A 22,835-nucleotide genomic window follows, 5' to 3' on the forward strand; every position below is an offset into this window, starting at 1 on the left:
TCGCGACGAACCCGTCGCCTGATCTGGAGGTCCCACCATGGCCGGACACCACACCAAGGGCATCATCGATCCGCCTATCGACAACCTGCTCGACCGCGTTGAGTCCAAGTACGAACTGGTCATCTACGCGTCCAAGCGCGCGCGTCAGATCAACGACTACTACGCGGATCTCCACGAGGGCAACCTGTTCGACAACGTCGGACCGCTGGTCGACTCGTCCGTCGAGGACAAGCCGCTCACCATCGCGCTCCACGAGATCAACGAGGACAAGCTGCGCCTTCGCCACGCTGAGTGAAGGCTGCTTCCTCGATGAGCGCGCTGCGCCTTTTCACCTCTGAGTCCGTCACCGAAGGCCACCCCGACAAGATCTGCGACCAGATCTCGGACAGCATCCTCGACGGCCTGATCGCCAAAGATCCTGCTTCGCGTGTTGCTGTGGAGACCCTTGTCACCACAGGACTGGTTCACGTGGCCGGCGAGATCCGCACCGAGGCGTACGTCGACATCCCCACGATCGTCCGCGAGGTCGTCAACGGGATCGGTTACACCTCGAGCGAGACAGGCTTCGATGGCGACTCGTGCGGCGTGAGCATTTCAGTGGGGGAGCAGTCCACCGATATCGCGCACGGTGTCGACCTCGCTCAGGAGCACCGAGACGGCAGCTCCAGCGATGCGCTCGACGGGTTGGGTGCTGGCGACCAGGGCATCATGTTCGGCTTCGCGACCATCGAGACGCCCGAACTGATGCCGATGGCCGGACACACCGCGCATCGCATCGCCGAGCGGCTGACCGCGGTGCGCCGCTCTGGCGAACTGGGCTTCCTGCGCCCTGACGGCAAGACCCAGGTCACGCTCGGCTACGAGGGCTTCGTCCCCAAGACGATCGACGCGGTGGTGCTCTCCACCCAGCACCACCCCGACATCTCGCAGAGCGAGCTCACCGAGCAGGTGCGCCGCCTGGTCATCGACCCGGTTCTTGAGAACACCGGTCTCGAGATGCCTTCGGACGATCGTTACTTCATCAACCCCGCAGGCCCGTTCGTCACCGGCGGACCCAAGGGTGATGCCGGCCTCACCGGACGCAAGATCATCATCGACACGTACGGCGGAGCAGCTCGCCACGGCGGCGGCGCATTCAGCGGCAAGGACCCGTCGAAGGTCGACCGGTCCGGCGCCTACGCTATGCGCTGGGTCGCGAAGAATGCCGTTGCGGCAGGTCTTGCCGACCGCCTCGAGGTACAGGTCGCATACGCGATCGGCGTCGCACGCCCCGTCGGGCTCTATGTCGAGACGTTCGGAACCGGCAAGGTGTCGGAAGAGGTGATCACCAATGCGATCCGCGAGGTCTTCGACCTCCGACCGCAGGCGATCATCGAGCAGCTTGACCTCCTTCGCCCGATCTACAGGCAGACGGCGGCGTACGGCCACTTTGGCCGTGAGCTTCCCGACTTCACCTGGGAGCGCACCGACCGCGCTGACGAACTGCGTCGCGCCGCGGGACTCTGATGTCCAGGCGCGGGGCGAGCCCGTGCACTCGAGGAGCACCCCGGTGACCCGACGGATCGCGCGAGTGCTCCTGGACTCTCCGCTCCCGCAGCTCGATCGCCTCTTCGACTACGTTCTGCTCGACGAATTCGGCGACGTCCCGATCGGCGTCCGGGTTCGCGTGCCGTTGCGCACCGCAGGGCGCATGGTCGATGCCTACGTCGTCGAGATCGCCGAAGAAGACGACGCATCGCGAGCGCTGTCCACCCTCGACAGCGTTGTCTCGCAGGTTCCGGTGCTGCCGGAACGCCTTTACCGGCTTGCGCGTCGTGTGGCGGATCGTGCTGTCGGCTCAGCGTCCGACATTCTGCGCCTCGTGATTCCCAAGCGCCAGGTGCGCGTCGAGAAGGCCTGGAAGGCAGACGCCGTCGCGGCGGAGCCTGACGAAGAGTCGACTGCTCGCGCCGATGCCGTTCTCGGCGAGTACGACGGACTCGTCGCTGTCATCGACGAGGGCGGACGCGCAGCGGTAGAAGCGATTCCGGGTATGGAGGCGACGACGCCGCGCTGGACACAGCTGCTCGCGGCTGCCGCGACGCGGATGCTCGCAGCCGGAGCATCCACGATCATCGCCGTCCCCGACCATCGTGACCTCGATCGTCTGCTCGCTGCTCTGGAGGAGCTGGTCCCTGCGGGAACTATCGTCCGGTATGACTCGAGGCAGACCAATCCCGATCGGTATCGCGGCTTCCTGCGGACCCTCGAAGACGCCCCCTGCATCGTGGTCGGCAATCGCTCTGCCGTGTACGCCCCCGTTCGCGCAGGGCTGGTTGCCATCTGGGACGACGGCGATCCGCTGTACAGCGAGCCGCTCGCCCCCTACGTGCACAGCCGGGACGCGATGCTGCTACGTCAGGAGCAGGAGAGATCTGCGCTGCTGTTCGCAGGCCATACCCGCACCAGCGACGTCGAAAGGCTCGTGCAGCTCGGTTGGCTGACCGACGTTCGCGCCGCACGGCGTGTGCTCCCGCGAGTCATTCTCAGCAGCCCCCAAGACATGGAGCAGCCCGCACAGCGAGTGCACTCCGGAGCCTTCGTGGCGGCGCGAAAGGCGACCGAGGAAGGGCCAGTGCTCGTGCAGGTCGCCCGGCCCGGCTTTGCTCCGACGCTCGTCTGCGCCGAGTGCCGCGCGCCGGCCCGATGTGCGCACTGCGGCGGCCCACTGGGGGCGGCCCACCGTGGCGCGGTCCCGGTGTGCGGATGGTGCGGCCGGTCCGCAGGCGCCTGGAAGTGCCCGTCGTGCTCGTCAGCGCAGCTGCGTCTGGCTGCATCCGGCAGTGAACGCACGGCAGATGAGCTGGGTCGTGCTTTCCCCGGCGTCCGCGTGATCGTGGCGGACGGCGCGCACCCCGTCGAAGCGGTGTCGGACAAACCTGCGCTCGTGGTCGCGACGCGAGGCGCAGAGCCGATCGCTGAGGGCGGTTATCGCGCCGTCCTTCTTCTAGACGGTGTGCGGATGCTGCAGGCCCCTGATTTGCGCATCGGAGAGTCCTGCCTTCGCTGGTGGTCGAACGCAGCTGCACTCGCAGCACCGGGCGCACCGATTCATCTGGTGGGGGTGGATGGCCCGACAGGCCGAGCCCTGGCCACCTGGACTCAGGCCGGGTACGCCCGCTCCGAGTTGGAGAGCCGTGCGCCGCTGCATCTTCCGCCCGCGACACGGGTAGCGCTGGTCGAAGGTCAACCGGCCTCCGTCTCCCGCGCGCTGGAGATTCTCGACGAGATCCCCCTGCCACCGGGAGCCGTGCTCGGCCCGGTTCCGATCGAAGTCGACCCCGCTTCGGTCACGCACGACGACGGCCGTGTGCGCGCACTCGTTCGATTCGAGTACGCCGCTGGAGCCGCCGTCGCCAGCCGCCTTCGTGGTGCTGTCGTCGCTGAGGCGGTCAAACGTCGCCGCGGCCGAGGACAGAGCAACCGCATCCCGCTTTCCGTCCGTCTCGATATGCTCGATCCTGAGCTTTGAGCCCCTTCCCTCGAGCTTCTTCCGGAGTACATTCATGCGTCTCGTCTTCGCCGGCACACCAACGGCTGCCATACCGACACTGCGCGCCCTCGCAGAAGTGCACGACATGGCCGCGGTGATCACCCGGCCGGATGCTCCACTGGGCCGCAAGCGCGTTCTTACTCCCTCGCCGGTTGCCCAGGCCGCCGAGGAGCTCGGTCTGCCGATCATCAAAGCAGTGCGCCTCGATGAGGATGTCACGGCGCGTATCGCCGCGCTGAAGCCAGAGCTCGGCGTCATCGTCGCGTACGGCGGACTTGTGCGTGAGCCGCTGCTGTCCATCCCGGCCCACGGCTGGATCAATCTGCATTTCTCGATCCTTCCGCAGTGGCGCGGGGCTGCTCCAGTACAGCGCGCACTGATCGCCGGTGACGCCGCGCTCGGTGCGAGTGTGTTCCAGCTCGTGCCCGCGCTCGATGCAGGTGATGTCTTCGCTGCACGGACGGTCGATGTCGCCCCCGATGCCACGGCCGATGTTGCGCTGGACGTGCTCGCTCACGATGGTGCGGGGCTGATGGCAGACGTCGTCCGAGGTATCGCTGACGGCACCGCCGTCGCGATTGCGCAGCAGGGGGAGCCCACCTCGGCTGCGAAGCTGGAGTTCGCCGACGGTGCTCTCGACTGGAATCAGCCGCTCGAGCAGGTCTTCGCAAGGTTCCGCGGTGTCACCCCGGAGCCGGGAGCCCACACGAGCATCGGCGGACTGCAGGTGAAGATCCTTGAGGCGTCGCGCTCTGACGAGAGCGCTGTGGCACCGGGCGGGATAGCCCCGACGAAGACGGCGTTGCTGATTGGCACCGGGACGCAGCCGCTCGCTGTCACTCGAGTTCAACCCGCAGGAAAGCAGGCGATGAACGCCACTGATTGGTGGCGCGGTCTCCGTGCCGATGACACGATGCGGGCCGGCGAGTGAACGGTCAGACTGGTCGCCCCGCCCGCCGCGAGCGGGGCGGTTCGGCACCGACGCGGCACGTGCAACCAGCGCGTCGCGTTGCATACGACGTATTGCGTGCGGTGAGCGAATCGGACGCTTACGCCAACCTCGTTCTGCCTTCCGCGATCACCGCGGCCTCTCTCAGCCCGCAGGATGCAGGGCTTGCCACTGAACTCACCTATGGCACGCTGCGCCGCCGCGGCACATACGACGCCATCATCGCCTCTGCCGCCGGTCGCACGATCGAAGAGATCGACCCCGCGGTGCTCGATGCGCTTCGGCTGGCCACGCACCAGCTGCTCGCTACGCGTGTCGCCTCCCACGCCGCGGTCAACGAGTCCGTGAATCTCGTCGCCGCTGAGGTCGGGCGGGGGCCTGCGGGCTTCACGAACGCGGTGCTCAGGAGCATCTCTCGCGACACTCCCGGCGAGTGGCAGGAGCGGATCGAGAACGGCGCCCGCTCGGACGACGAGCGCCTCGGGCTGCGAACCGCGCATCCGGTGTGGATCATCCGTGCGCTGCGCAGGTCTCTCACGGCAGAAGGACGCGCCGATGAGCTCGAGTCGCTCCTCGAAGCCGACAACGTGTCGCCAGAGGTGACCTTGGTCGCCCTGCCGGGGCTCGCGGAGCCCGCAGAACCGCTGCGCCCCTACGCACCGACGGCATTCGGGTCGCCCGGTGGCGACCCGCACCGTGTCATCAGCGGTTCAGGCGGAACCATCCGTGTGCAGGACGAGGGCTCGCAGCTGGTCGCCCTGGCTCTGGCCGCGGCGGCACCGATCCGAACAGGCGAGCACTGGCTCGACCTGTGTGCCGGGCCCGGGGGCAAAGCCGCTCTCCTCGCCGCGATCGCCCACCAGCATGACGTCTCGCTCGAAGCCAATGAGGTCATCCCGGCAAGGGCGGGCCTCGTGCGTGGCGCCCTCAAGGCCGTTCCCGGCGAGGTCGTCGTGCATGAGCAGGACGGGCGCGAACTCACCGCCGCGAATCCTGGCCGTTTCGATCGCATCCTCGTCGACGCGCCGTGCACGGGTCTCGGTGCACTCCGTCGTCGTCCTGAAGCCCGGTGGCGAAAATCCCCGGCTGATGTCGCCGAGCTCGCCCCGCTTCAAGCGCAGCTGCTTTCTGGCGCGCTGGATGCGCTCACCCCCGGCGGCATCGTCGCGTATGTCACATGCTCGCCGCACCTTGCAGAGACTTCAGGCATCGTCTCCGAGGTCATCCGCACGCGCGACGATGTCATCGAGCTGGATGCCGCGGCCGTGTTGTCAGGCGTCGTGAAGAGTCCGATCGACCTCGCGTCCAACGACGCCGGACACGTGCAGCTGTGGCCGCACCGCCACGGCACCGACGCCATGTTCCTCGCGCTCCTGCAGCGCAAACCGACTGGAGAGTGACCTCATGAGTCTTCCTGACGCACCACGCATCAACCCCAGCATCCTTTCGGCTGACTTCGTGAACATGCAGGCCGACCTCGCGCGCATCGCGACCGCCGACTTCGTGCACGTCGATGTCATGGACAACCACTTCGTCCCCAACCTCACCTTCGGTCCGCAGATGGTCGAACGCGTCCAGGCGACCAGCCCCATCCCACTCGATGTGCACCTCATGATCACCGACCCCGATCGGTGGGCTCCCGAATATGCCGAGATCGGCGCGGCCAGCGTGACGTTCCACCTTGAGGCGGCCTCTGACCCCGTTGCACTTGCTCGAAAGCTCCGCGATATCGGTGCGCGGGCGGGGATCGCGATCAAGCCGGGAACCGCGGGTGAGCGCCTCTACGAGATCCTCGACGAGTTCGACCAGGTGCTCGTCATGACGGTCGAGCCGGGCTTCGGCGGACAGGGCTTCATGTCAGAGACGATGCCGAAGCTGAGCGCCCTCGTCGCCGAGGCCCGGCGCCGCGGCTCCGCAACCTGGTTCCAGGTCGACGGCGGCATCTCGGACGCAACGATCGCCGAGGCCGCAGAGGCCGGTGCCGACACGTTCGTCGCAGGATCGGCCGTATACGGCGCACAGGATGTCGAGGCAGCCATCGCAGGGCTTCGAGAGCGCGCTCGAGCCGCTAGCCTTGAATCGTGAAGACTTTCGACGAGCTGTTCGCTGAGCTCAGCGCCAAGGCCGAGACCCGCCCAGAGGGGTCTCGCACCATTGCAGAACTCGATGCCGGCGTGCACACGATCGGCAAGAAGATCGTTGAAGAGGCCGCCGAGGTGTGGATGGCTGCGGAATACGAGTCGGATGCTGAGGCCGCGGAGGAGATCTCGCAGCTTCTGTACCACCTTCAGGTCATGATGCTGGCGAAGGGTCTGAGTCTCGAAGACGTCTATCGACATCTCTGAAGCGCTCCGACTCGTTCCTCTGATCTGAAAGTTCTCTAATGTTGCGCATTGCTGTTCCCAATAAAGGCTCGCTCGCCGAGACCGCCGCCGAGATGCTCGCCGAGGCCGGCTACGCCGGCCGCCGAGATTCCAAGACTCTGCACGTCATCGATGAAGCGAATGACGTCGAGTTCTTCTTCCTGCGTCCCCGCGACATCGCCACCTACGTGGCATCGGGTGCGCTCGACGTCGGCGTCACCGGCCGTGATCTGCTGCGTGATGTTCCGCAGCAGGCTCGCGAGATCGAAGCCCTCGGCTTCGCCCGCTCGACCTTCCGCTTCGCTGCTCCCGCCGGCAAGTTCTCCACGATCGACGACCTTGCTGGCGTCCGCATCGCCTCGGCATATCCCGGTCTCGTCGACGCGTTCCTTCGGGAACAGGGTGTCGAGGCAACGCTGGTGCCGCTGGATGGCGCGGTTGAATCCGCTGTACAGCTGGGCGTGGCAGACGCCATCGCCGACGTCGTCGAGACGGGCACTACGCTGCGCCAGGCGGGGCTGGAGATCTTCGGCCCGGTGATCATCGAATCAGAGGCTGTGCTGATCAGCCGTCCTGGCGATGTGGACGGCACCGAGAAGCTGCTTCGGCGCTTGCGCGGTGTCATCGTCGCCCAACGTTACGTTCTTCTGGACTACGACCTCCCCGCAGACAAGGTCGACGAGGCGACAGAGATCACGCCGGGCGAGGAGTCGCCGACGATCTCGCCGCTGCAGGACCCAACGTGGGTGGCCGTTCGCGTCATGTTGCCGCGCAAGGGCATCAACAAGGTGATGGACGATCTGTACGCGCTGGGTGCGCGGGCCCTGCTCGTCACGGCGATCGAAGCTGCGCGGCTCTGATGACACTCACAAGTCGCGTCATTCCGTGTCTCGACGTCGCAGCCGGCCGCGTCGTGAAGGGCGTCAACTTCGAGAACCTCCGCGATATGGGCGACCCTGTCGAACTTGCTTCTCACTACGCCGCTCAAGGCGCTGACGAGATCACCTTCCTCGATGTCACCGCCACTGTCGATGATCGTTCTACGACGTACGACGTGGTGCAGCGCACCGCCGAGAACGTGTTCGTCCCTCTCACCGTCGGTGGCGGAGTGCGCAGCGTGGAAGACGTCGCGCGCCTGCAGGGTGTCGGCGCCGACAAAGTGGGCGTGAACTCCGCCGCAATCGCGCGCCCGGATCTCATAGGTGAGATCGCCGACCGCTTCGGTGCGCAGGTGCTCGTGCTCTCCTTGGATGTCAAGCGCGCACCTGCGACGGCATCCGGTTTCGTCGTCACGACGCACGGCGGGCGAACGCAGACTACTCTCGATGCCCTGGAGTGGGCGCGTGAGGCCATCGAGCGCGGTGCGGGGGAGCTGCTCGTGAACTCCATCGACGCCGACGGCACACGCGACGGTTTCGACCTCGAACTGGTGCGCGTGATGCGTGAAGTCTCGTCGGTCCCGGTGATCGCTTCCGGCGGTGCGGGCACGGCTGCCGACTTCGCCCCGGCCATCAAGGCGGGCGCTGACGCCGTGCTCGCTGCGAGTGTGTTCCACTCCGGCGCTCTGACCGTCGCGGATGTGAAGGACGCCATGCGTGCAGAAGGGATTCTGGTCAGGTGAGCGACATCGATACGCGGATTGCCCAGGTCGTCTGGAACTCCGACGGCCTTGCACCGGCGATCGTGCAGCAGTGGGACACCCACGAAGTGCTGATGCTCGCCTGGCTCGATGAGGAAGCGCTGCGCCGCACCCTGACCACGGGTCGGGTGACGTACTGGTCCCGCTCTCGTGGGGAGTACTGGCGCAAGGGCGATACCTCTGGCAACATCCAGCGAATTCATGAGGCGCGTCTGGACTGCGACGGCGATGCCATTCTGCTGCTCGTCGACCAGACGGGGCCCGCCTGCCACACCGGGACACGCACCTGCTTCGACGCGACGGATCTCGAAGCGGTCGATGGCGTGACCGAATGAGCATCGCACAACGCGGACGCAGCGTGTCCGCCATCGGTCTGCTGCTCGCCGGCGGCATCGGCATCATCTCGTCCACCCAGACGTGGTTGACCGTGACGCGAGCGGATGCCGCAGAGCCGATCCTCGTGCCCGGTGCTGATGCGATGGCACTCCTCGCGCCGTTGAGCCTCGCAATCCTGGCCATCGGCGCCGCGCTGACCCTCGTGGGAGTGGTGCTCCGCTACGTGTTCGCAAGCCTCGCGCTGCTCGGAGGCGTCCTTCTCACCTGGTGGACCGGGGAGATCCTCTTCACCTTGCCCGTATCGGCTGTCGCTCCGACCGTCACTGAGACCACGGGCCTTGCGGGCACGGCGACAGTGACCGACATGATCGCCGCTATCGAGCCATCCGCTTGGCCCACGATTGCGCTGATCGGCTGGGTGATCCTGATCGTCACCGCGATTTTCGTTCTGCTCACCGCACACCGGTGGAAGCGCGGCGGTCGTCGGTTCCAGAGGGATCAGTCATTCCCCGACGAGCAAGACGGCCCAGTCGATGCCATCGATTCCTGGGACGACCTGTCGCGTGGCTCCGACCCCACGCGATGACACCGATAGACTGAACTGAACCACCCACGACCGCCTCGGAGGAGAACATGACCAACCCGATCGCCGACCCCGGCCACGGACACTCGCCTGCGGCCTGGACCGCTGTAGTGGTCATGCTGATCGGCGTCGCCGCCGGCACCATCGCTTTCTGCTTCGATCAGCCTGTGTTCGTGTGGGCATCAGTCGGCATCATCGTGGTCGGGCTGCTGCTCGGCGTGATCCTTGCCAAGGCCGGTTACGGCGTCAACGGACCCAAGTACACGCCGAAGGGCCACTGATGGTGCTCGCCGACCTCACGGCCGGCGCAGTCGAAGACGCCGAGCGTCGCGCTCTCACACGTTCGCTCGCAGAGGTCGAGCGCGCGGCAAGTGAGTGCCCGGCAGCGCTCGATGCACTCTCGGCACTCGCACCGGCATCACGTGTGAAGATCATCGCCGAGGTCAAGCGGGCCAGCCCTTCTCGGGGTGCGCTCGCTGCGATCCCGGACCCAGCGCACCAGGCATCTCTGTACGAGACCGGTGGTGCATCTGCCATCAGTGTCCTCACGGAGGAGCGTCGTTTCGGCGGCTCGCTGGCCGACCTCGAGGCCGTCACTGAGCGCGTCTCTCTTCCCGTGTTGCGCAAGGACTTCATCGCGACGCCGTACCAGGTCGCCGAGGCGCGCGCTGCTGGCGCAGACCTCGCTCTGCTGATCGTCGCGGGCCTCGAGCGCAAGGCGCTGTGCGAACTGTACTCGCTGATCCTCGATTTCGGCATGACACCTCTGGTTGAGACGCACTCTGCAGAAGAGCTCGACGTCGCAATCGACCTCGGAGCATCGCTCATCGGTGTGAACGCCCGCAATCTCTCGACCTTCGAGCTCGATCGCGACCTCTTCGGGACTCTCGTCGATCGCATTCCCGCAGACGTGATCAAGATCGCAGAATCCGCGGTCCTCGAACCCGCTGATGTCACCCACTACCGCGAAGCGGGTGCCGATGTCGTTCTCATCGGCGAGGCACTCGTCACGGGCGACCCTGTCTCCACCCTGCAGTCATTCCTCTCAGCAGGAGATTTCGAGGGGAACGCAGCCCGATGAGCCTTCGTGAGCAGTCAGGGCCGTTCTTCGGCGAGTTCGGCGGGCGGTACATGCCCGAGTCGCTCATCGCCGCGATCGACGAGCTCACTGCGGCTTACGAGCAGGCCATCGCCGACCCCGCGTTCCGTTCCGAGCTCGCGCATCTGCTGAGTTCGTACGCCGGTCGACCTTCCGCGCTCACTGAAGTGCCTCGCTTCGCAGAGCATGCCGGGGGAGCGCGTGTGTTCCTCAAGCGTGAAGACCTCAACCACACCGGCAGTCACAAGATCAACAACGTGCTCGGTCAGGCCCTGCTCACCAAGCGCCTGGGCAAGACCCGCGTCATCGCCGAGACCGGCGCGGGGCAGCACGGCGTCGCCACCGCAACAGCAGCCGCACTGTTCGGCTTGGACTGCACGATCTACATGGGCGAGGTCGACACCGAGCGCCAGGCTCTCAACGTCGCGCGCATGCGTCTGCTCGGTGCCGAGGTCGTCCCCGTGACGACGGGCTCCCGCACGCTCAAAGACGCGATCAATGACGCGTACCGCGACTGGGTCGCCTCGGTTGAGACCACCAACTACATCTTCGGCACGGCGGCTGGTCCGCATCCGTTCCCGGCTATGGTGCGCGACTTCCAGAAGATCATCGGCGAAGAGGCACGTCAGCAACTGCTCGACGAGACAGGTCGCCTCCCTGATGCTGTCGTCGCCTGCGTCGGCGGCGGCTCGAACGCGATCGGCATGTTCGATGCCTTCCTGGACGACGAGAGCGTGAAGCTCTACGGCGTCGAAGCAGCAGGTGACGGCGTCGACACCGAGCGGCACGCGGCATCCATCGAACGCGGGCGCCCCGGCGTGCTGCACGGCGCGAAGACCTACGTTCTGCAGGACGATGACGGGCAGACGATCGAGTCGCACTCGATCTCCGCGGGCCTCGATTACCCGGGTGTGGGCCCCGAGCACTCCTGGCTCTCTGACATCGGGCGCGCGAAGTACATTCCGGCCACTGATGACGAGGCGATGCAGGCGCTCCGTCTGCTCAGCCGCACCGAGGGCATCATCCCCGCCATCGAATCCGCTCACGCTCTGGCGGGCGCCATTGGGATCGGCAAGGAATTGGGGCCGGATGCTGTGATCGCCATCTGCCTCTCCGGCCGGGGCGATAAAGACATGGAGACCGCCGCCACCTACTTCCGTCTTTACGACGAAAAGTCCACGGAGGAGCCCCGATGAGCCGCATCGACGATGCAATCCAGAAGGCGAAGGATGCGGGCCGAGGGGCTCTCATCGGCTATCTGCCAGTGGGTTTTCCTGACCTTCAGACCAGCATCCAGGCAGCCATCACACTCGCTGAGAACGGCGCCGACATCATTGAACTCGGCCCTCCGTACAGCGACCCCGTCATGGATGGTCTCGTCATCCAGGAAGCAACCCAGGCAGCGCTTGCGAATGGCTTCAAGATGCGCGATCTGTTCACCGCGATCCGCGAGATCACCGCAGCAACTGATGTCCCCGTTGTAGTCATGACGTACTGGAATCCGGTCATGCAGTATGGGGTCGATCGCTACGCGGATGATCTGCTCGCCGCAGGCGGGGCCGGGCTCATCACACCCGACATCACGCCTGATGCTGCCGAGGAATGGATCGCCGCGAGCGAGCGCACCGGGCTTGACCGCATCTTCCTGGCGGCTCCCACGTCGACTGATGAGCGCCTTGATCTGGTGGTGAAGTCGTCGACCGGATTCATCTACACGGTCTCGACCATGGGTATCACGGGGGAGCGCGCCGAACTCGACAAGGCGGCACGAACCCTGGTGGCGCGTCTGCGCGACCACGGCGCCAAGCACGCGTGCGTCGGCATCGGTATTTCCAGTGCTGATCAGATCAGCGATGTCGTCGGCTACGCCGACGGTGCTATCGTCGGCACCGCTCTGGTTCGTGCGCTTCGCGATGGGGGCCTTGAGGCTCTCGCCGAGATCACACGTACCCTCGCTGCAGGCACGCCGTCTGCAGTCCGCTCACACGAGAACTAGAATCGCACTCATGCCCCTCGCGCTTCACTCTGCCCTCAGCGGCGTGCTCACCAGCATCCCGAGCCCTGACGTCAGCTATTTCGACCTCGGACCCGTGCGCATTCACTTCTATGCGCTGTGCATCATTGCCGGCATCATCGTCGCGACACTGATCACGAACCGCCGTCTCACCAAGCGCGGTGCGGAGCCATGGGTCGTCATCGACATCGCGATCCTCGCTGTACCGCTCGCGATCATCGGCGCGCGCATCTTCCATGTGCTGACGCACCCGAACTTCTACTTCGGCGAGGGCAAGAACACGTGGAACCCCTTCGAGCCCGGCTCGGTGTGGGCGATCTGGGAGGGCGGAATCGCGATCTTCGGCGCGCTACTCGGTGGCGCTGTGGGCGCCTACCTGGGGTGCAAGTGGACCGGCATCAGGTTCTGGACCTTCGCCGACGCGCTGGCGCCAGGAATTCTGCTCGCTCAGGCGATGGGACGCTTCGGCAACTGGTTCAACCATGAGCTCTTCGGTCTGCCGACTGATCTTCCGTGGGGCCTCGAGATCGAGTCTGACAACTCGGCCTTCCCTCCGGGACTCGCCGAGGGCACGCTGTTCCACCCGACCTTCCTCTACGAAGTGATTTGGAACCTGCTCGGGGTCGTATTCCTGCTGTGGATCGGCCGACGGCTGAGTCTGCAGTGGGGCAAGCTCTTCGCGATCTACCTGATCTGGTACAGCGCTGGACGCGTGGTCTGGGAGTCGATCCGCATCGACCCGAGTGAGATCATCCTGGGTCTGCGCAGCAACGTGTGGGCATCGATTGTCGGCATTGTCGTAGGTCTTGTCATCCTCGTGGTTCAGACGCGTCGCCACACCGGCCAGGAGCCGAGCCCGTATGTGCCAGGGCGCGAGCGCAAGATCAGCGCTGATGTAGAATCGCAACACGACCTCGATGACTTCGTTGACGTGAGTGAGCCTCCCGCCGAAGTCACTGCTGGAGCAACGGCCACAAGCACTGCCTCCTAGGGCGAGGGACCCCCGATAGGCCTCCTCGTCGAGCGAGGCATCCATTGCACTGAACGAGTGGGCCGACGGCGTCCCCGGTGTCACCTGATTACCTGAGGACGGTAACAGATGTACTTCCAGCCTCCTTACGGCGCATCCGGCGCCTACCCCCCGAAGCAGGGCCTGTACAACCCGGCATTCGAAAAGGATGCCTGCGGCCTGGCCATGGTCGCCACCCTCCGGGGTACTGCAGGACACGACATAATCGCGCTGGCGCTTCACGCGCTGCGCAACCTCGAGCACCGCGGTGCGATCGGCTCTGACGCCGGCACCGGAGATGGTGCGGGCATCCTCACCCAGATGCCAGATGGCTTCCTCCGCGAAGTCACAGATTTCGAACTGCCCGATGCCGGCGAATACGCCGCCGGGCTCGCCTTCCTCCCGCTGCAGGCATCTGATCGCCGCGCGCAGAAGGCCGGCATCGAGAAAATCGCTCGCGAAGAGGGCCTCGACGTGCTCGGTTGGCGCGTGGTCCCCACCGCCAACGAGAACCTCGGCAAGCTTGCCGATGAAGCCCGCCCCGCCTTCGAACAGTTCTTCGTCACATCGGCAGGCTCTTCGGCCGCGCTGTCGGGCATTGCGCTGGATCGCGTCGCGTATCGCCTCCGCAAGCGTGCCGGGCACGAGCTGGGCGCCTACTTCGTGTCGCTGTCGAGCAGGACGCTCGGCTACAAGGGCATGGTCACGACTCTCCAACTCGAGCCGTTCTACCCTGACCTGCAGGACGAGCGCTTCGCCTCTGAGCTCGCAGTCGTCCACTCCCGTTACTCCACCAACACGTTCCCGTCCTGGCCTCTCGCGCAACCCCTGCGGATGCTGGCGCACAACGGAGAGATCAACACGGTCGGCGGCAACCGCAACTGGATGCAGGCACGGCAGTCCCAGCTCGAGTCAGAGCTGCTCGGAGACATCCACCCGCTTCTGCCGATCTGCACTCCCGGCGCCAGCGACTCAGCGTCCTTCGACGAGGTACTGGAGCTCCTTACCCTCACCGGGCGCAGTCTGCCGCACGCCATCATGATGATGGTTCCCGAGGCATATGAGAAGCAGACCGATATCTCGCCAGAGCTGCGGTCGTTCTACGAGTACCACTCCAACCAGATGGAGCCCTGGGACGGCCCCGCCGCGCTGATCTTCACCGATGGAACGCTCGTCGGTGCGACCCTCGACCGCAATGGCCTCCGCCCCGGGCGTTGGACGGAGACGACCGACGGACTCGTCGTCATCGGTTCGGAAACAGGTGTGCTTGAGTTTGAGCCGGAGCGCATCAAACGCCGCGGTCGTCTCCAGCCCGGCAAGATGTTCCTCGTCGACACCGCCGCTCACCGCATCGTCGAAGACGAAGAGATCAAACACGAGCTGGCCACGCTGCACCCGTGGCAAGAATGGCTCGATCAGGGTGCTGTGCGCCTGGCTGATCTTCCTGAGCGCGAGCACATCGTTCATCCGCCAGCATCGATCACCCGCCGACAGCGCACTTTCGGGTACACCGAAGAGGAGATTCGCATTCTCCTGCGGCCGATGGGACAGACCGGTGCCGAGCCGCTCGGCGCCATGGGCTCTGACACACCCATCGCCGTCCTGAGCGACCGTCCGCGGCTGCTGTTCGACTACTTCACCCAGCAGTTCGCCCAGGTGACGAACCCACCGCTGGACTCGATCCGCGAAGAGGTTGTCACGAGTCTTCGCTCATCGCTCGGTCCTGAGCGGAATCTGCTCAGCTGGGGCCCGGAGCACACCCGAACCGTGGCCATCGACTTCCCGGTGATCGACAACGACGAGCTCGCAAAGATCCGCCACATCGACAAGGCGCTGCCTGGGCGCTCGGCCGTCACGATCAGTGGGCTCTACCACTTCGATGCCGGCGCGCACACGATGCAAGCGCGTCTCGACGAGATGTGCGCCGAGGCGGATCAGGCGATCGAGAACGGTGCGGAGTTCATCATCCTCTCTGACCGGGACTCGAACAAGGATCTCGTGCCGATCCCTTCGCTGCTCATGGTGTCGGCGATCCATCACCACCTCATCCGTCGCGAGAATCGAATGAAGGTCGGCCTGCTGGTCGAAGCCGGAGACGTGCGAGAAGTTCACCATGTCGCCACGCTGATCGGCTATGGCGCTTCGGCAGTCAACCCGTATCTCGCCATGGAAACCGTGGAGCACCTGGTGCGCACCGGCTTCATCGTCGATGTGACGACTGAGAAGGCCGTGCGCAACCTCATCTATGCGCTCGGCAAGGGTGTACTGAAAATCATGTCCAAGATGGGCATCTCAACGGTGCCGTCCTATGCGGGCGCTCAGGTCTTCGAGGCCGTCGGACTCAGCCAGGACTTCGTCGACGCGTACTTCACCGGTACCGAGACGAAGCTCGGTGGCATCGGCATCGAGGACGTCTTCGCCGAGAACCAGGCACGTCACGATTACGCCTACCCGGAGGATGCAGCGGCGCGAGCCCACGAACGGCTGTGGACTGGTGGCGAGTACCAGTGGCGCCGTGACGGTTCACCGCACCTGTTCAGCCCGGAGACGGTCTTCAAGCTGCAGCACTCGACGCGCAACCGCCGCTACGACATCTTCCGCGAGTACACGAAGCTCGTCGACGATCAGGCAGCAGAGCTCAAGACCCTGCGCGGACTGTTCTCGCTGCGCAAGGGCACGCGCCCCGCAGTGCCGATCGATGAGGTCGAACCCGTCAGCGCAATCGTGAAGCGCTTCTCCACCGGCGCGATGAGCTACGGTTCGATCTCACGCGAAGCCCACGAGACCCTGGCGATCGCGATGAACCGCATCGGCGGCAAATCGAACACGGGGGAGGGCGGCGAAGACGTCGATCGCCTGCTCGACCCGGAGCGACGCAGCGCGATCAAGCAGGTCGCTTCCGGCCGCTTCGGTGTCACCAGCCTGTATCTGACCGAGTCTGACGACATTCAGATCAAGCTCGCGCAGGGGGCCAAGCCCGGTGAGGGCGGTCAGCTGCCGCCGGCGAAGGTCTACCCTTGGGTGGCCAGGACCCGGCATGCGACGGCGGGCGTCGGACTCATCTCGCCTCCACCGCATCACGACATCTATTCCATCGAAGACCTCAAGCAGCTGATCTTCGACCTCAAGCGTGCAAATCCGAATGCCCGCATCCACACCAAGCTCGTCAGCCAGTCGGGCATCGGCGCGGTGTCGGCGGGAGTCGCGAAGGCGCTCAGCGACGTCATTCTGGTTTCCGGTCATGACGGTGGAACGGGAGCCAGCCCGCTGAACTCCCTCAAGCACGCCGGCACGCCGTGGGAATTGGGGCTCGCGGAAACGCAGCAGACGCTCATGCTCAACGGCATGCGCGATCGGGTCGTCGTGCAGGTAGATGGTCAGCTCAAGACCGGCCGCGACGTCATCATCGGCGCGTTGCTGGGGGCCGAGGAATTCGGCTTCGCGACCGCACCGCTCGTCGTCAGCGGCTGCATAATGATGCGCGTGTGCCACCTCGACACCTGCCCAGTCGGCGTTGCGACTCAGAACCCCGTCCTGCGCGAGCGATTCGCCGGCAAGCCGGAGTTCGTCGTCAACTTCATGGAGTTCATCGCCGAAGAGGTGCGCGAGATTCTCGCCGAACTCGGGTTCCGCTCTCTCGACGAGATCATCGGCCGCGCCGACCTCATCGAGGCGAACAACGCGATCGCGCATTGGAAGACCGAGGGGCTCGACCTCTCGCCGATCCTCGAGGGCCCCCAGTTCCCGGCATCCGAACCGCGCAGGCATGGGCGCGCACAGGAACACGAGCTCGATCGGCACTTCGATGTTCAGCTCATCGAGATGTCGCAGGATGCTCTGCACGCGCAGGATCCGGTGTTCATCGAGCTGCCGATCCGCAACACCGAACGCGCCGTCGGCACGATGCTGGGGCACGAAGTCACTGCTCGTTTCGGGGCGGAAGGACTGGCGCCTGGAACGATCGACATCACGCTGCACGGCACTGCCGGGCAGTCGCTCGGAGCATTCATGCCGCGCGGCATCACTCTGCGGCTGGAGGGCGACGCCAACGACTACGTCGGCAAGGGGCTCTCCGGCGGCGATATCGTCGTTCGACCCTCGCGCGAGGCGCACATCGCACCGCACCAGAACGTGATCGCCGGGAACGTGATCGGCTACGGGGCCACGTCCGGAACGATGTTCATCTCGGGCGTCGTGGGCGAACGCTTCCTGGTACGGAATTCGGGTGCGACTGCGATCGTCGAGGGGGTCGGAGACCACGCCCTCGAGTACATGACAGGCGGGCTCGCCGTGATTCTCGGCACCACCGGGCGAAACCTCGGTGCAGGTATGTCCGGCGGAGTCGCATATGTGCACGGGCTCTCACCTGACAAGGTGAACCGGGAGGGGCGCGCCAGCGGCGAGCTGCGTCTCGAGCCGCTGGACCGTGCGGATCTCGAAGTGCTCCGCGGTCTTCTCATCGAACATGCCGAACGCACCGACTCGCCGCTCGCCGAGCGAATGCTGTCTGACTTCGACTCTGCGGCATCCCAGTTCACAAAGGTGCTGCCGCGGGACTTCGCAGCTGTACAGACCATGCGCCAGGAGGCAGAGGCCTCTGGCATCGATCCGGACGGCGAGTCCGTCTGGAACCGCATCCTGGAGGTGACCGGTGGCTGATCCCAAGGGCTTTTTGAAGGTGACGGAGCGTGAGCTGCCCGCACGCCGTCCTGTTCCGGTTCGCATCATGGACTGGAAAGAGGTCTACGAACCCGGCGATAAGAACGTGCTCCGTCGTCAGGCCGGTCGATGCATGGACTGCGGTGTTCCGTTCTGCCACGCCGGGTGCCCGCTGGGCAACCTGATTCCGGAGTGGAACGATCTGACCTGGCGCGGCGAGGACCGTTCGGCGATCGAGCGGCTCCACGCGACCAACAACTTCCCGGAGTTCACCGGCCGGCTGTGCCCCGCCCCGTGCGAGAGTGCGTGCGTGCTGGGCATCAACCAGCCCGCTGTCACCATCAAGCAGATCGAGGTCTCGATCATCGACGAGGCCTTCGCGAAGGGCTGGGTCGAGCCGCAGCCTCCTGAGCGTCTGACGGGCAAGACCGTCGCGGTCGTCGGATCGGGCCCCGCAGGGCTCGCCGCAGCGCAGCAGCTCACGCGTGCCGGCCATACAGTTGCCGTGTTCGAGCGTGACGACCGCATCGGTGGCCTGCTTCGCTACGGCATCCCGGACTTCAAGATGGAGAAGAGTCACGTCGAGTCTCGTCTTCGTCAGATGCAGGAGGAGGGAACCCGGTTCCGCGCTGGCATCGAGATCGGCAAAGATATCACTTGGGCAGAGCTGCGCGCGCGTTACGATGGCGTCGTCATCGCCACCGGTGCCACCGTGCCGCGCGATCTCGCCATTCCCGGGCGTGATCTCGACGGTGTGCACTTCGCAATGGAGTACCTGGTCGAATCGAACCGCGCAGGCGCGGGCGACGCGGTCGCGAACCAGATCACCGCTGAAGGCAAGCATGTCATCGTGATCGGTGGTGGTGACACCGGAGCGGACTGCATCGGAACGGCGCACCGCCAGGGCGCTCTCAGCGTCACCAATCTCGCAATCGGCAAGCAGCCGAGCGATGAGCGCCCCGATCACCAGCCCTGGCCGATGATGCCGACCCTCTTCGAGGTCCAGTCTGCTCACGAAGAGGGCGGCGAACGGAAGTATTTGGCCTCCACCGTCGAGTTCCTCGCGAATGAAGCCGGAGAGGTGCGCACACTGCGTGTCGCTGAGACTGAGTACCTCGACGGACGTCGCGTGCCCAAGAGTGGCACAGAGCGCGAGATCCCCGCGGACCTCGTGCTGATTGCCATGGGGTTCACGGGCCCCGAAACAGACACCTTCACTGACGAGCTGCATCCGCAGATCACCGAGCACGGTGCATTCGTTCGAGAAGATTCCTACGAATCAACCATCCCTGGTGTCTTCATCGCCGGTGACGCCGGCCGTGGGCAGTCGCTCATCGTGTGGGCCATCGCGGAAGGACGCGCGGCGGCGGCAAGCGTGGACCGTTACCTTATGGGAGAATCAGTCCTGCCAGCGCCGGTGCGACCGTCTGATCTCGCAATCGGTCTGTAGGCCGCGTAGGCTGGCGGCGGCAACGTCGCCATAATTCCCCCATCCTCTTACCCTGGAGAATTCTATTGAGACGCGCGAAGATCGTCGCCACGCTGGGCCCGGCAACATCCAGCTATGAGAATGTCCGAGCCATCATCGAGGCTGGGGTTGACGTTGCCAGACTGAACCTCAGCCACGGCGACTACACCGTCCACGACGCGAACTACGCGAACGTACGCCGTGCTGCGGATGACGCGGGCAAGGCAGTCGCCATCCTCGTGGACTTGCAGGGCCCGAAGATCCGCCTCGGCAAGTTCGAGGCGGGCCCTTACGAGCTCGCCGAAGGTGACATCTTCAAGATCACCATCGAGGACATCGTCGGTAACCGCGAGATCTGTGGCACAACGTTCAAGGGTCTGCCTCAGGACGTCAAGCCCGGTGATTTCCTGTTGATCGACGACGGCAAGGTGCGCGTCGAGGTCGTCGAGACCGACGGAACCGTCGTCACCACGCGGGTGATCGTCGCCGGCGCGGTGTCGAACAACAAGGGCATCAACCTGCCCGGCGTCGCCGTGAACGTTCCGGCCCTGAGTCAGAAGGACGAGGACGACCTTCGCTGGGGTCTGCGCACCGGCGCCGACCTCATCGCGCTGTCGTTCGTGCGCAACGCGGAAGACGTCACGCGGGTGCACGAGATCATGGCCGAAGAGGGGGTGAAGGTCCCTGTCATCGCCAAGATCGAGAAGCCGCAGGCCGTCGACGCGCTGGAAGAGATCGTCGATGCCTTCGACGGCATCATGGTCGCCCGTGGCGACCTGGGTGTCGAGCTGCCGCTGGAAGCCGTGCCGATCGTGCAGAAGCGCGCCGTCGAGCTCGCCCGCCGCAACGCGAAGCCGGTCATCGTCGCAACGCAGATGCTCGAGTCGATGATCTCGAGCCCTGTCCCGACGCGCGCTGAGACCTCCGACGTCGCGAACGCTGTGCTTGATGGCGCAGACGCTGTGATGCTCTCTGGTGAGACGAGCGTGGGGGAGTACCCGATCGTGGTCGTCGAGACCATGGCGCGCATCGTGGAGTCCACAGAAGAGCACGGACTCGAACGAATTGCGCCACTGACGACCAAACCGCGCACGCAGGGTGGCGCGATCACTCTCGCAGCCCTCGAGGTCGCCGAGTTCGTCGACGCGAAGTTCCTCTGCGTGTTCACGCAGTCCGGTGACAGCGCACGTCGTCTGTCGCGACTGCGCTCGCGCATTCCGATGCTCGCGTTCACGCCTGAGCCCGGCATTCGCCGCCGCATGGCACTCACGTGGGGCATCCGCTCGACACTGGTCGAGTCCGTCCAGCACACCGACATGATGTTCCTGCAGGTCGATGAGTATCTACTCAAGAACGACCTCGCGAAGGAAGGGGACAAGGTCGTCGTGATCTCCGGTTCCCCTCCCGGCATCGTCGGCTCGACGAACGATATCCGCGTGCACAAGGTCGGGGATGCCGTCAACGGCGCAGCTCCGATCTACAAGGCCGGCGCGTAGAAGTCGAAATACGAAGAGGACCACCCCATCGGGGTGGTCCTCTTCGCATTGGTGCCGGCGGTGGGACTCGAACCCACACGTCCTTTCGGACAAAGCATTTTGAGTGCTCCGCGTCTACCATTCCGCCACGCCGGCGCGGATGTCGCGTCTACGACTTTAGCGCAGTGTGGAGCTTGTTCCGTGCGACCACGGGCGTGTGCGGCGGGCACTCACCGGGCGTCCCCTAGAATGGGTACTGTGACCGAGCAAGAACTGTCTGAGCAGCCCACGGCATCCGCCCCCCGACGCGTTGTCGTCGCTGAGGACGAATCGCTGATCCGACTCGACATCGTTGAGATCCTCCGCGACAACGGCTTCGATGTCGTCGGTGAGGCAGGTGACGGCGAAACGGCTGTTGCTCTTGCCACCGAGCTTCGTCCTGACCTCGTCATCATGGACGTCAAGATGCCGCAGCTCGACGGAATCAGCGCCGCGGAGCGCCTGCACAAGGCGAACATCGCTCCGGTGGTGCTGCTGACCGCCTTCAGCCAGAAGGAGCTCGTCGAGCGCGCAAGCGAGGCTGGCGCACTGGCTTATGTCGTCAAGCCGTTCACGCCGAACGACCTGCTGCCTGCGATCGAGATCGCACTGGCCCGCCATGAGCAGATCATCACGCTCGAAGCTGAGGTCGCCGACATGGTCGAGCGCTTCGAGACCCGCAAGCTGGTCGACCGCGCCAAGGGCCTCCTCAACGAGAAGATGGGCCTCAGCGAGCCCGAGGCATTCCGCTGGATCCAGAAGGCATCAATGGACCGTCGCCTCACGATGCAGGACGTCGCCAAGGCGATCATCGAGCAGCTCGCGCCCAAGAAGGCGTGACCGATCTCGGAGGCGGCATCCGCCTCCGACCGCTCGAACCAGGTGACGGCGTGGCTCTCGCCGCGTCCTTCATCCGGAATCGCGTGCATCTTGCGCCGTGGGATCCCCTCCGAGATCAGGCATTCTTCACTGGGAGCGAGCAGGAGAGACTTGTCGCTTCGCTCCTCACTGATCGGGATGCTGAGGGCTGATGACGCGTGCAATCTCATCAGCGATCGAGCACGCGGCAGCCGTTCTAGAACTTCACCGCCTGCAGGCGGCGACGCTACTGCACAACGCTGCGTCACAACGCGTACTGGCAGCCAATGGCTTTGAGCGCATCGGGATGGCACCGAAGTATCTGAGAATCGCGGGGGAGTGGCAGGACCACTATCTGTTCCAGCGCATCCTCAGAGGCGCCTGATCTGTCAGGCGGGCGCGTCCTTCACCAGGTTCGTGATGCGGATGGTGGAGCACCGCCGATCCTGATCGTCGGTGACGACGATCTCGTGCACCATCACGCTTCGACCCAGGTGAATCGGGGTGCACACGCCGGTGACGAAACCCGACGTCGCAGAGCGGGTGTGCGTTGCATTGATGTCCAGACCGACAGCGAGTTTGGTGGGACCCGCTGCCAGATTCGCGGACATCGATCCGAGCGATTCACCGAGCACGACGTATGCGCCCCCGTGCAGAAGCCCGACAGGCTGTGTGTTGCCCTCGACCGGCATCCTTGCGACGGTGCGCTCAACCGAGAACTCCAGGAATTCGATCCCCATCTTCTCGGCCAGTGCGCCCATCCCGCGCTGGCCCACCCACTCCAGTCCGGTCATTTGGGTTTCGGTCACGGA

Annotated in this window: 23 protein-coding genes and 1 tRNA gene; 22 read left to right on the forward strand and 2 right to left on the reverse strand. The window is 65.1% G+C overall.

The window, feature by feature from the left end:
• The first annotated feature begins 37 nt into the window (after positions 1-37).
• The 19 genes from rpoZ to pyk all read left to right on the forward strand — a co-directional run bounded on the left by rpoZ (position 38) and on the right by pyk (position 21,147).
• Positions 38-295 carry a DNA-directed RNA polymerase subunit omega gene (rpoZ, locus tag ACTU6V_RS07955; protein ID WP_033107065.1) on the forward strand — a complete coding sequence of 86 codons (258 nt, stop codon included), beginning with the start codon at positions 38-40 and terminating at the stop codon, positions 293-295.
• Between the two features lie 14 nt (positions 296-309).
• On the forward strand, positions 310-1,506 hold the full coding sequence (gene metK, locus ACTU6V_RS07960; RefSeq protein WP_443475387.1) for a methionine adenosyltransferase: 1,197 nt from the start codon (positions 310-312) through the stop codon (positions 1,504-1,506).
• 43 nt (positions 1,507-1,549) lie between these two features.
• A complete protein-coding gene (locus tag ACTU6V_RS07965) occupies positions 1,550-3,511 on the forward strand; it encodes a primosomal protein N' family DNA-binding protein (protein WP_443475388.1) in 1,962 nt (653 codons plus the stop codon).
• Between the two features lie 34 nt (positions 3,512-3,545).
• A complete protein-coding gene (fmt, locus tag ACTU6V_RS07970; RefSeq protein ID WP_443468285.1) occupies positions 3,546-4,463 on the forward strand; it encodes a methionyl-tRNA formyltransferase in 918 nt (305 codons plus the stop codon).
• A 59-nt stretch (positions 4,464-4,522) separates the two neighbouring features.
• Complete coding sequence (locus tag ACTU6V_RS07975) at positions 4,523-5,881, forward strand: RsmB/NOP family class I SAM-dependent RNA methyltransferase (protein WP_443475563.1); 1,359 nt, start codon at positions 4,523-4,525, stop codon at positions 5,879-5,881.
• A gap of 4 nt (positions 5,882-5,885) precedes the next feature.
• On the forward strand, positions 5,886-6,566 hold the full coding sequence (gene rpe, locus ACTU6V_RS07980; protein WP_443468283.1) for a ribulose-phosphate 3-epimerase: 681 nt from the start codon (positions 5,886-5,888) through the stop codon (positions 6,564-6,566).
• Positions 6,563-6,826: a phosphoribosyl-ATP diphosphatase gene (locus ACTU6V_RS07985; protein WP_417511882.1), complete on the forward strand. Its 264-nt coding sequence runs from the start codon at positions 6,563-6,565 to the stop codon at positions 6,824-6,826. Before rpe ends, ACTU6V_RS07985 begins: the two co-directional genes overlap by 4 nt.
• A 38-nt stretch (positions 6,827-6,864) precedes the next feature.
• Positions 6,865-7,704, forward strand: a complete 840-nt coding sequence (gene hisG, locus ACTU6V_RS07990; protein WP_443468282.1) for an ATP phosphoribosyltransferase — start codon at positions 6,865-6,867, stop codon at positions 7,702-7,704.
• Positions 7,704-8,465, forward strand: coding sequence for an imidazole glycerol phosphate synthase subunit HisF (gene hisF / locus ACTU6V_RS07995; protein ID WP_443468281.1), 762 nt, complete (start codon positions 7,704-7,706; stop codon positions 8,463-8,465). Before hisG ends, hisF begins: the two co-directional genes overlap by 1 nt.
• Positions 8,462-8,818 carry a phosphoribosyl-AMP cyclohydrolase gene (gene hisI, locus ACTU6V_RS08000; protein ID WP_443468280.1) on the forward strand — a complete coding sequence of 119 codons (357 nt, stop codon included), beginning with the start codon at positions 8,462-8,464 and terminating at the stop codon, positions 8,816-8,818. The genes hisF and hisI overlap by 4 nt, the downstream gene beginning before the upstream one ends.
• On the forward strand, positions 8,815-9,405 hold the full coding sequence (locus ACTU6V_RS08005; protein WP_443468279.1) for a Trp biosynthesis-associated membrane protein: 591 nt from the start codon (positions 8,815-8,817) through the stop codon (positions 9,403-9,405). Before hisI ends, ACTU6V_RS08005 begins: the two co-directional genes overlap by 4 nt.
• 47 nt (positions 9,406-9,452) lie before the next feature.
• Positions 9,453-9,683: an HGxxPAAW family protein gene (locus ACTU6V_RS08010; protein ID WP_443468278.1), complete on the forward strand. Its 231-nt coding sequence runs from the start codon at positions 9,453-9,455 to the stop codon at positions 9,681-9,683.
• A 2-nt stretch (positions 9,684-9,685) separates the two neighbouring features.
• The gene (trpC, locus tag ACTU6V_RS08015; RefSeq protein ID WP_443468435.1) at positions 9,686-10,483 is read left to right on the forward strand and encodes an indole-3-glycerol phosphate synthase TrpC; all 798 of its coding nucleotides are present in this window, start codon (positions 9,686-9,688) and stop codon (positions 10,481-10,483) included.
• Positions 10,480-11,697: a tryptophan synthase subunit beta gene (gene trpB / locus ACTU6V_RS08020; protein WP_443468277.1), complete on the forward strand. Its 1,218-nt coding sequence runs from the start codon at positions 10,480-10,482 to the stop codon at positions 11,695-11,697. Before trpC ends, trpB begins: the two co-directional genes overlap by 4 nt.
• On the forward strand, positions 11,694-12,497 hold the full coding sequence (trpA, locus tag ACTU6V_RS08025) for a tryptophan synthase subunit alpha (protein WP_443468276.1): 804 nt from the start codon (positions 11,694-11,696) through the stop codon (positions 12,495-12,497). The genes trpB and trpA overlap by 4 nt, the downstream gene beginning before the upstream one ends.
• A gap of 10 nt (positions 12,498-12,507) precedes the next feature.
• Positions 12,508-13,506, forward strand: coding sequence for a prolipoprotein diacylglyceryl transferase (gene lgt, locus ACTU6V_RS08030; RefSeq protein WP_443468275.1), 999 nt, complete (start codon positions 12,508-12,510; stop codon positions 13,504-13,506).
• Positions 13,507-13,614: 108 nt separating this feature from the next.
• Positions 13,615-18,183: a glutamate synthase large subunit gene (gltB, locus tag ACTU6V_RS08035; RefSeq protein ID WP_443468274.1), complete on the forward strand. Its 4,569-nt coding sequence runs from the start codon at positions 13,615-13,617 to the stop codon at positions 18,181-18,183.
• On the forward strand, positions 18,176-19,633 hold the full coding sequence (locus ACTU6V_RS08040) for a glutamate synthase subunit beta (protein WP_443468273.1): 1,458 nt from the start codon (positions 18,176-18,178) through the stop codon (positions 19,631-19,633). Before gltB ends, ACTU6V_RS08040 begins: the two co-directional genes overlap by 8 nt.
• 65 nt (positions 19,634-19,698) lie before the next feature.
• The gene (pyk, locus tag ACTU6V_RS08045; RefSeq protein ID WP_443468272.1) at positions 19,699-21,147 is read left to right on the forward strand and encodes a pyruvate kinase; all 1,449 of its coding nucleotides are present in this window, start codon (positions 19,699-19,701) and stop codon (positions 21,145-21,147) included.
• Between the two features lie 49 nt (positions 21,148-21,196).
• On the opposite strand, the gene ACTU6V_RS08050 is transcribed toward pyk, so the two are convergent.
• Positions 21,197-21,282 (reverse strand) — tRNA-Leu (locus ACTU6V_RS08050).
• 102 nt (positions 21,283-21,384) lie between these two features.
• On the opposite strand from ACTU6V_RS08050, the gene ACTU6V_RS08055 reads away from it, so the two are divergent.
• The 3 genes from ACTU6V_RS08055 to ACTU6V_RS08065 are packed head-to-tail and all read left to right on the forward strand — an operon-like array spanning position 21,385 to position 22,408.
• Positions 21,385-22,005 carry an ANTAR domain-containing response regulator gene (locus ACTU6V_RS08055; RefSeq protein WP_298036184.1) on the forward strand — a complete coding sequence of 207 codons (621 nt, stop codon included), beginning with the start codon at positions 21,385-21,387 and terminating at the stop codon, positions 22,003-22,005.
• Complete coding sequence (locus ACTU6V_RS08060) at positions 22,002-22,196, forward strand: hypothetical protein (RefSeq protein ID WP_443468271.1); 195 nt, start codon at positions 22,002-22,004, stop codon at positions 22,194-22,196. The genes ACTU6V_RS08055 and ACTU6V_RS08060 overlap by 4 nt, the downstream gene beginning before the upstream one ends.
• Positions 22,196-22,408: a GNAT family N-acetyltransferase gene (locus tag ACTU6V_RS08065; protein WP_443475389.1), complete on the forward strand. Its 213-nt coding sequence runs from the start codon at positions 22,196-22,198 to the stop codon at positions 22,406-22,408. The genes ACTU6V_RS08060 and ACTU6V_RS08065 overlap by 1 nt, the downstream gene beginning before the upstream one ends.
• A gap of 4 nt (positions 22,409-22,412) precedes the next feature.
• Here ACTU6V_RS08065 and ACTU6V_RS08070 read toward each other — a convergent pair whose 3' ends face one another.
• The gene (locus ACTU6V_RS08070) at positions 22,413-22,817 is read right to left on the reverse strand and encodes a hotdog fold thioesterase (protein ID WP_443468434.1); all 405 of its coding nucleotides are present in this window, start codon (positions 22,815-22,817) and stop codon (positions 22,413-22,415) included.
• Between the last annotated feature and the right edge of the window lie 18 nt (positions 22,818-22,835).

Origin of the sequence: Microbacterium zouquanmingi (assembly GCF_052266675.1) — a bacterium.
GTDB lineage: Bacteria > Actinomycetota > Actinomycetes > Actinomycetales > Microbacteriaceae > Microbacterium.

Excerpts from the sequence above, each read along its gene's own strand:
- hisF (WP_443468281.1), top strand. The coding sequence starts at position 7,704 with ATGACACTCACAAGTCGCGTCATTCCGTGTCTCGACGTCGCAGCCGGC.
- ACTU6V_RS08010 (WP_443468278.1), top strand. The coding sequence starts at position 9,453 with ATGACCAACCCGATCGCCGACCCCGGCCACGGACACTCGCCTGCGGCC.
- gltB (WP_443468274.1), top strand. The coding sequence starts at position 13,615 with ATGTACTTCCAGCCTCCTTACGGCGCATCCGGCGCCTACCCCCCGAAG.
- rpe (WP_443468283.1), top strand. The coding sequence starts at position 5,886 with ATGAGTCTTCCTGACGCACCACGCATCAACCCCAGCATCCTTTCGGCT.
- metK (WP_443475387.1), top strand. The coding sequence starts at position 310 with ATGAGCGCGCTGCGCCTTTTCACCTCTGAGTCCGTCACCGAAGGCCAC.
- ACTU6V_RS08065 (WP_443475389.1), top strand. The coding sequence starts at position 22,196 with ATGACGCGTGCAATCTCATCAGCGATCGAGCACGCGGCAGCCGTTCTA.
- ACTU6V_RS08070 (WP_443468434.1), bottom strand. The coding sequence starts at position 22,817 with ATGACCGGACTGGAGTGGGTGGGCCAGCGCGGGATGGGCGCACTGGCC.
- rpoZ (WP_033107065.1), top strand. The coding sequence starts at position 38 with ATGGCCGGACACCACACCAAGGGCATCATCGATCCGCCTATCGACAAC.
- ACTU6V_RS08005 (WP_443468279.1), top strand. The coding sequence starts at position 8,815 with ATGAGCATCGCACAACGCGGACGCAGCGTGTCCGCCATCGGTCTGCTG.
- trpA (WP_443468276.1), top strand. The coding sequence starts at position 11,694 with ATGAGCCGCATCGACGATGCAATCCAGAAGGCGAAGGATGCGGGCCGA.
- trpB (WP_443468277.1), top strand. The coding sequence starts at position 10,480 with ATGAGCCTTCGTGAGCAGTCAGGGCCGTTCTTCGGCGAGTTCGGCGGG.
- hisG (WP_443468282.1), top strand. The coding sequence starts at position 6,865 with ATGTTGCGCATTGCTGTTCCCAATAAAGGCTCGCTCGCCGAGACCGCC.
- fmt (WP_443468285.1), top strand. The coding sequence starts at position 3,546 with ATGCGTCTCGTCTTCGCCGGCACACCAACGGCTGCCATACCGACACTG.
- lgt (WP_443468275.1), top strand. The coding sequence starts at position 12,508 with ATGCCCCTCGCGCTTCACTCTGCCCTCAGCGGCGTGCTCACCAGCATC.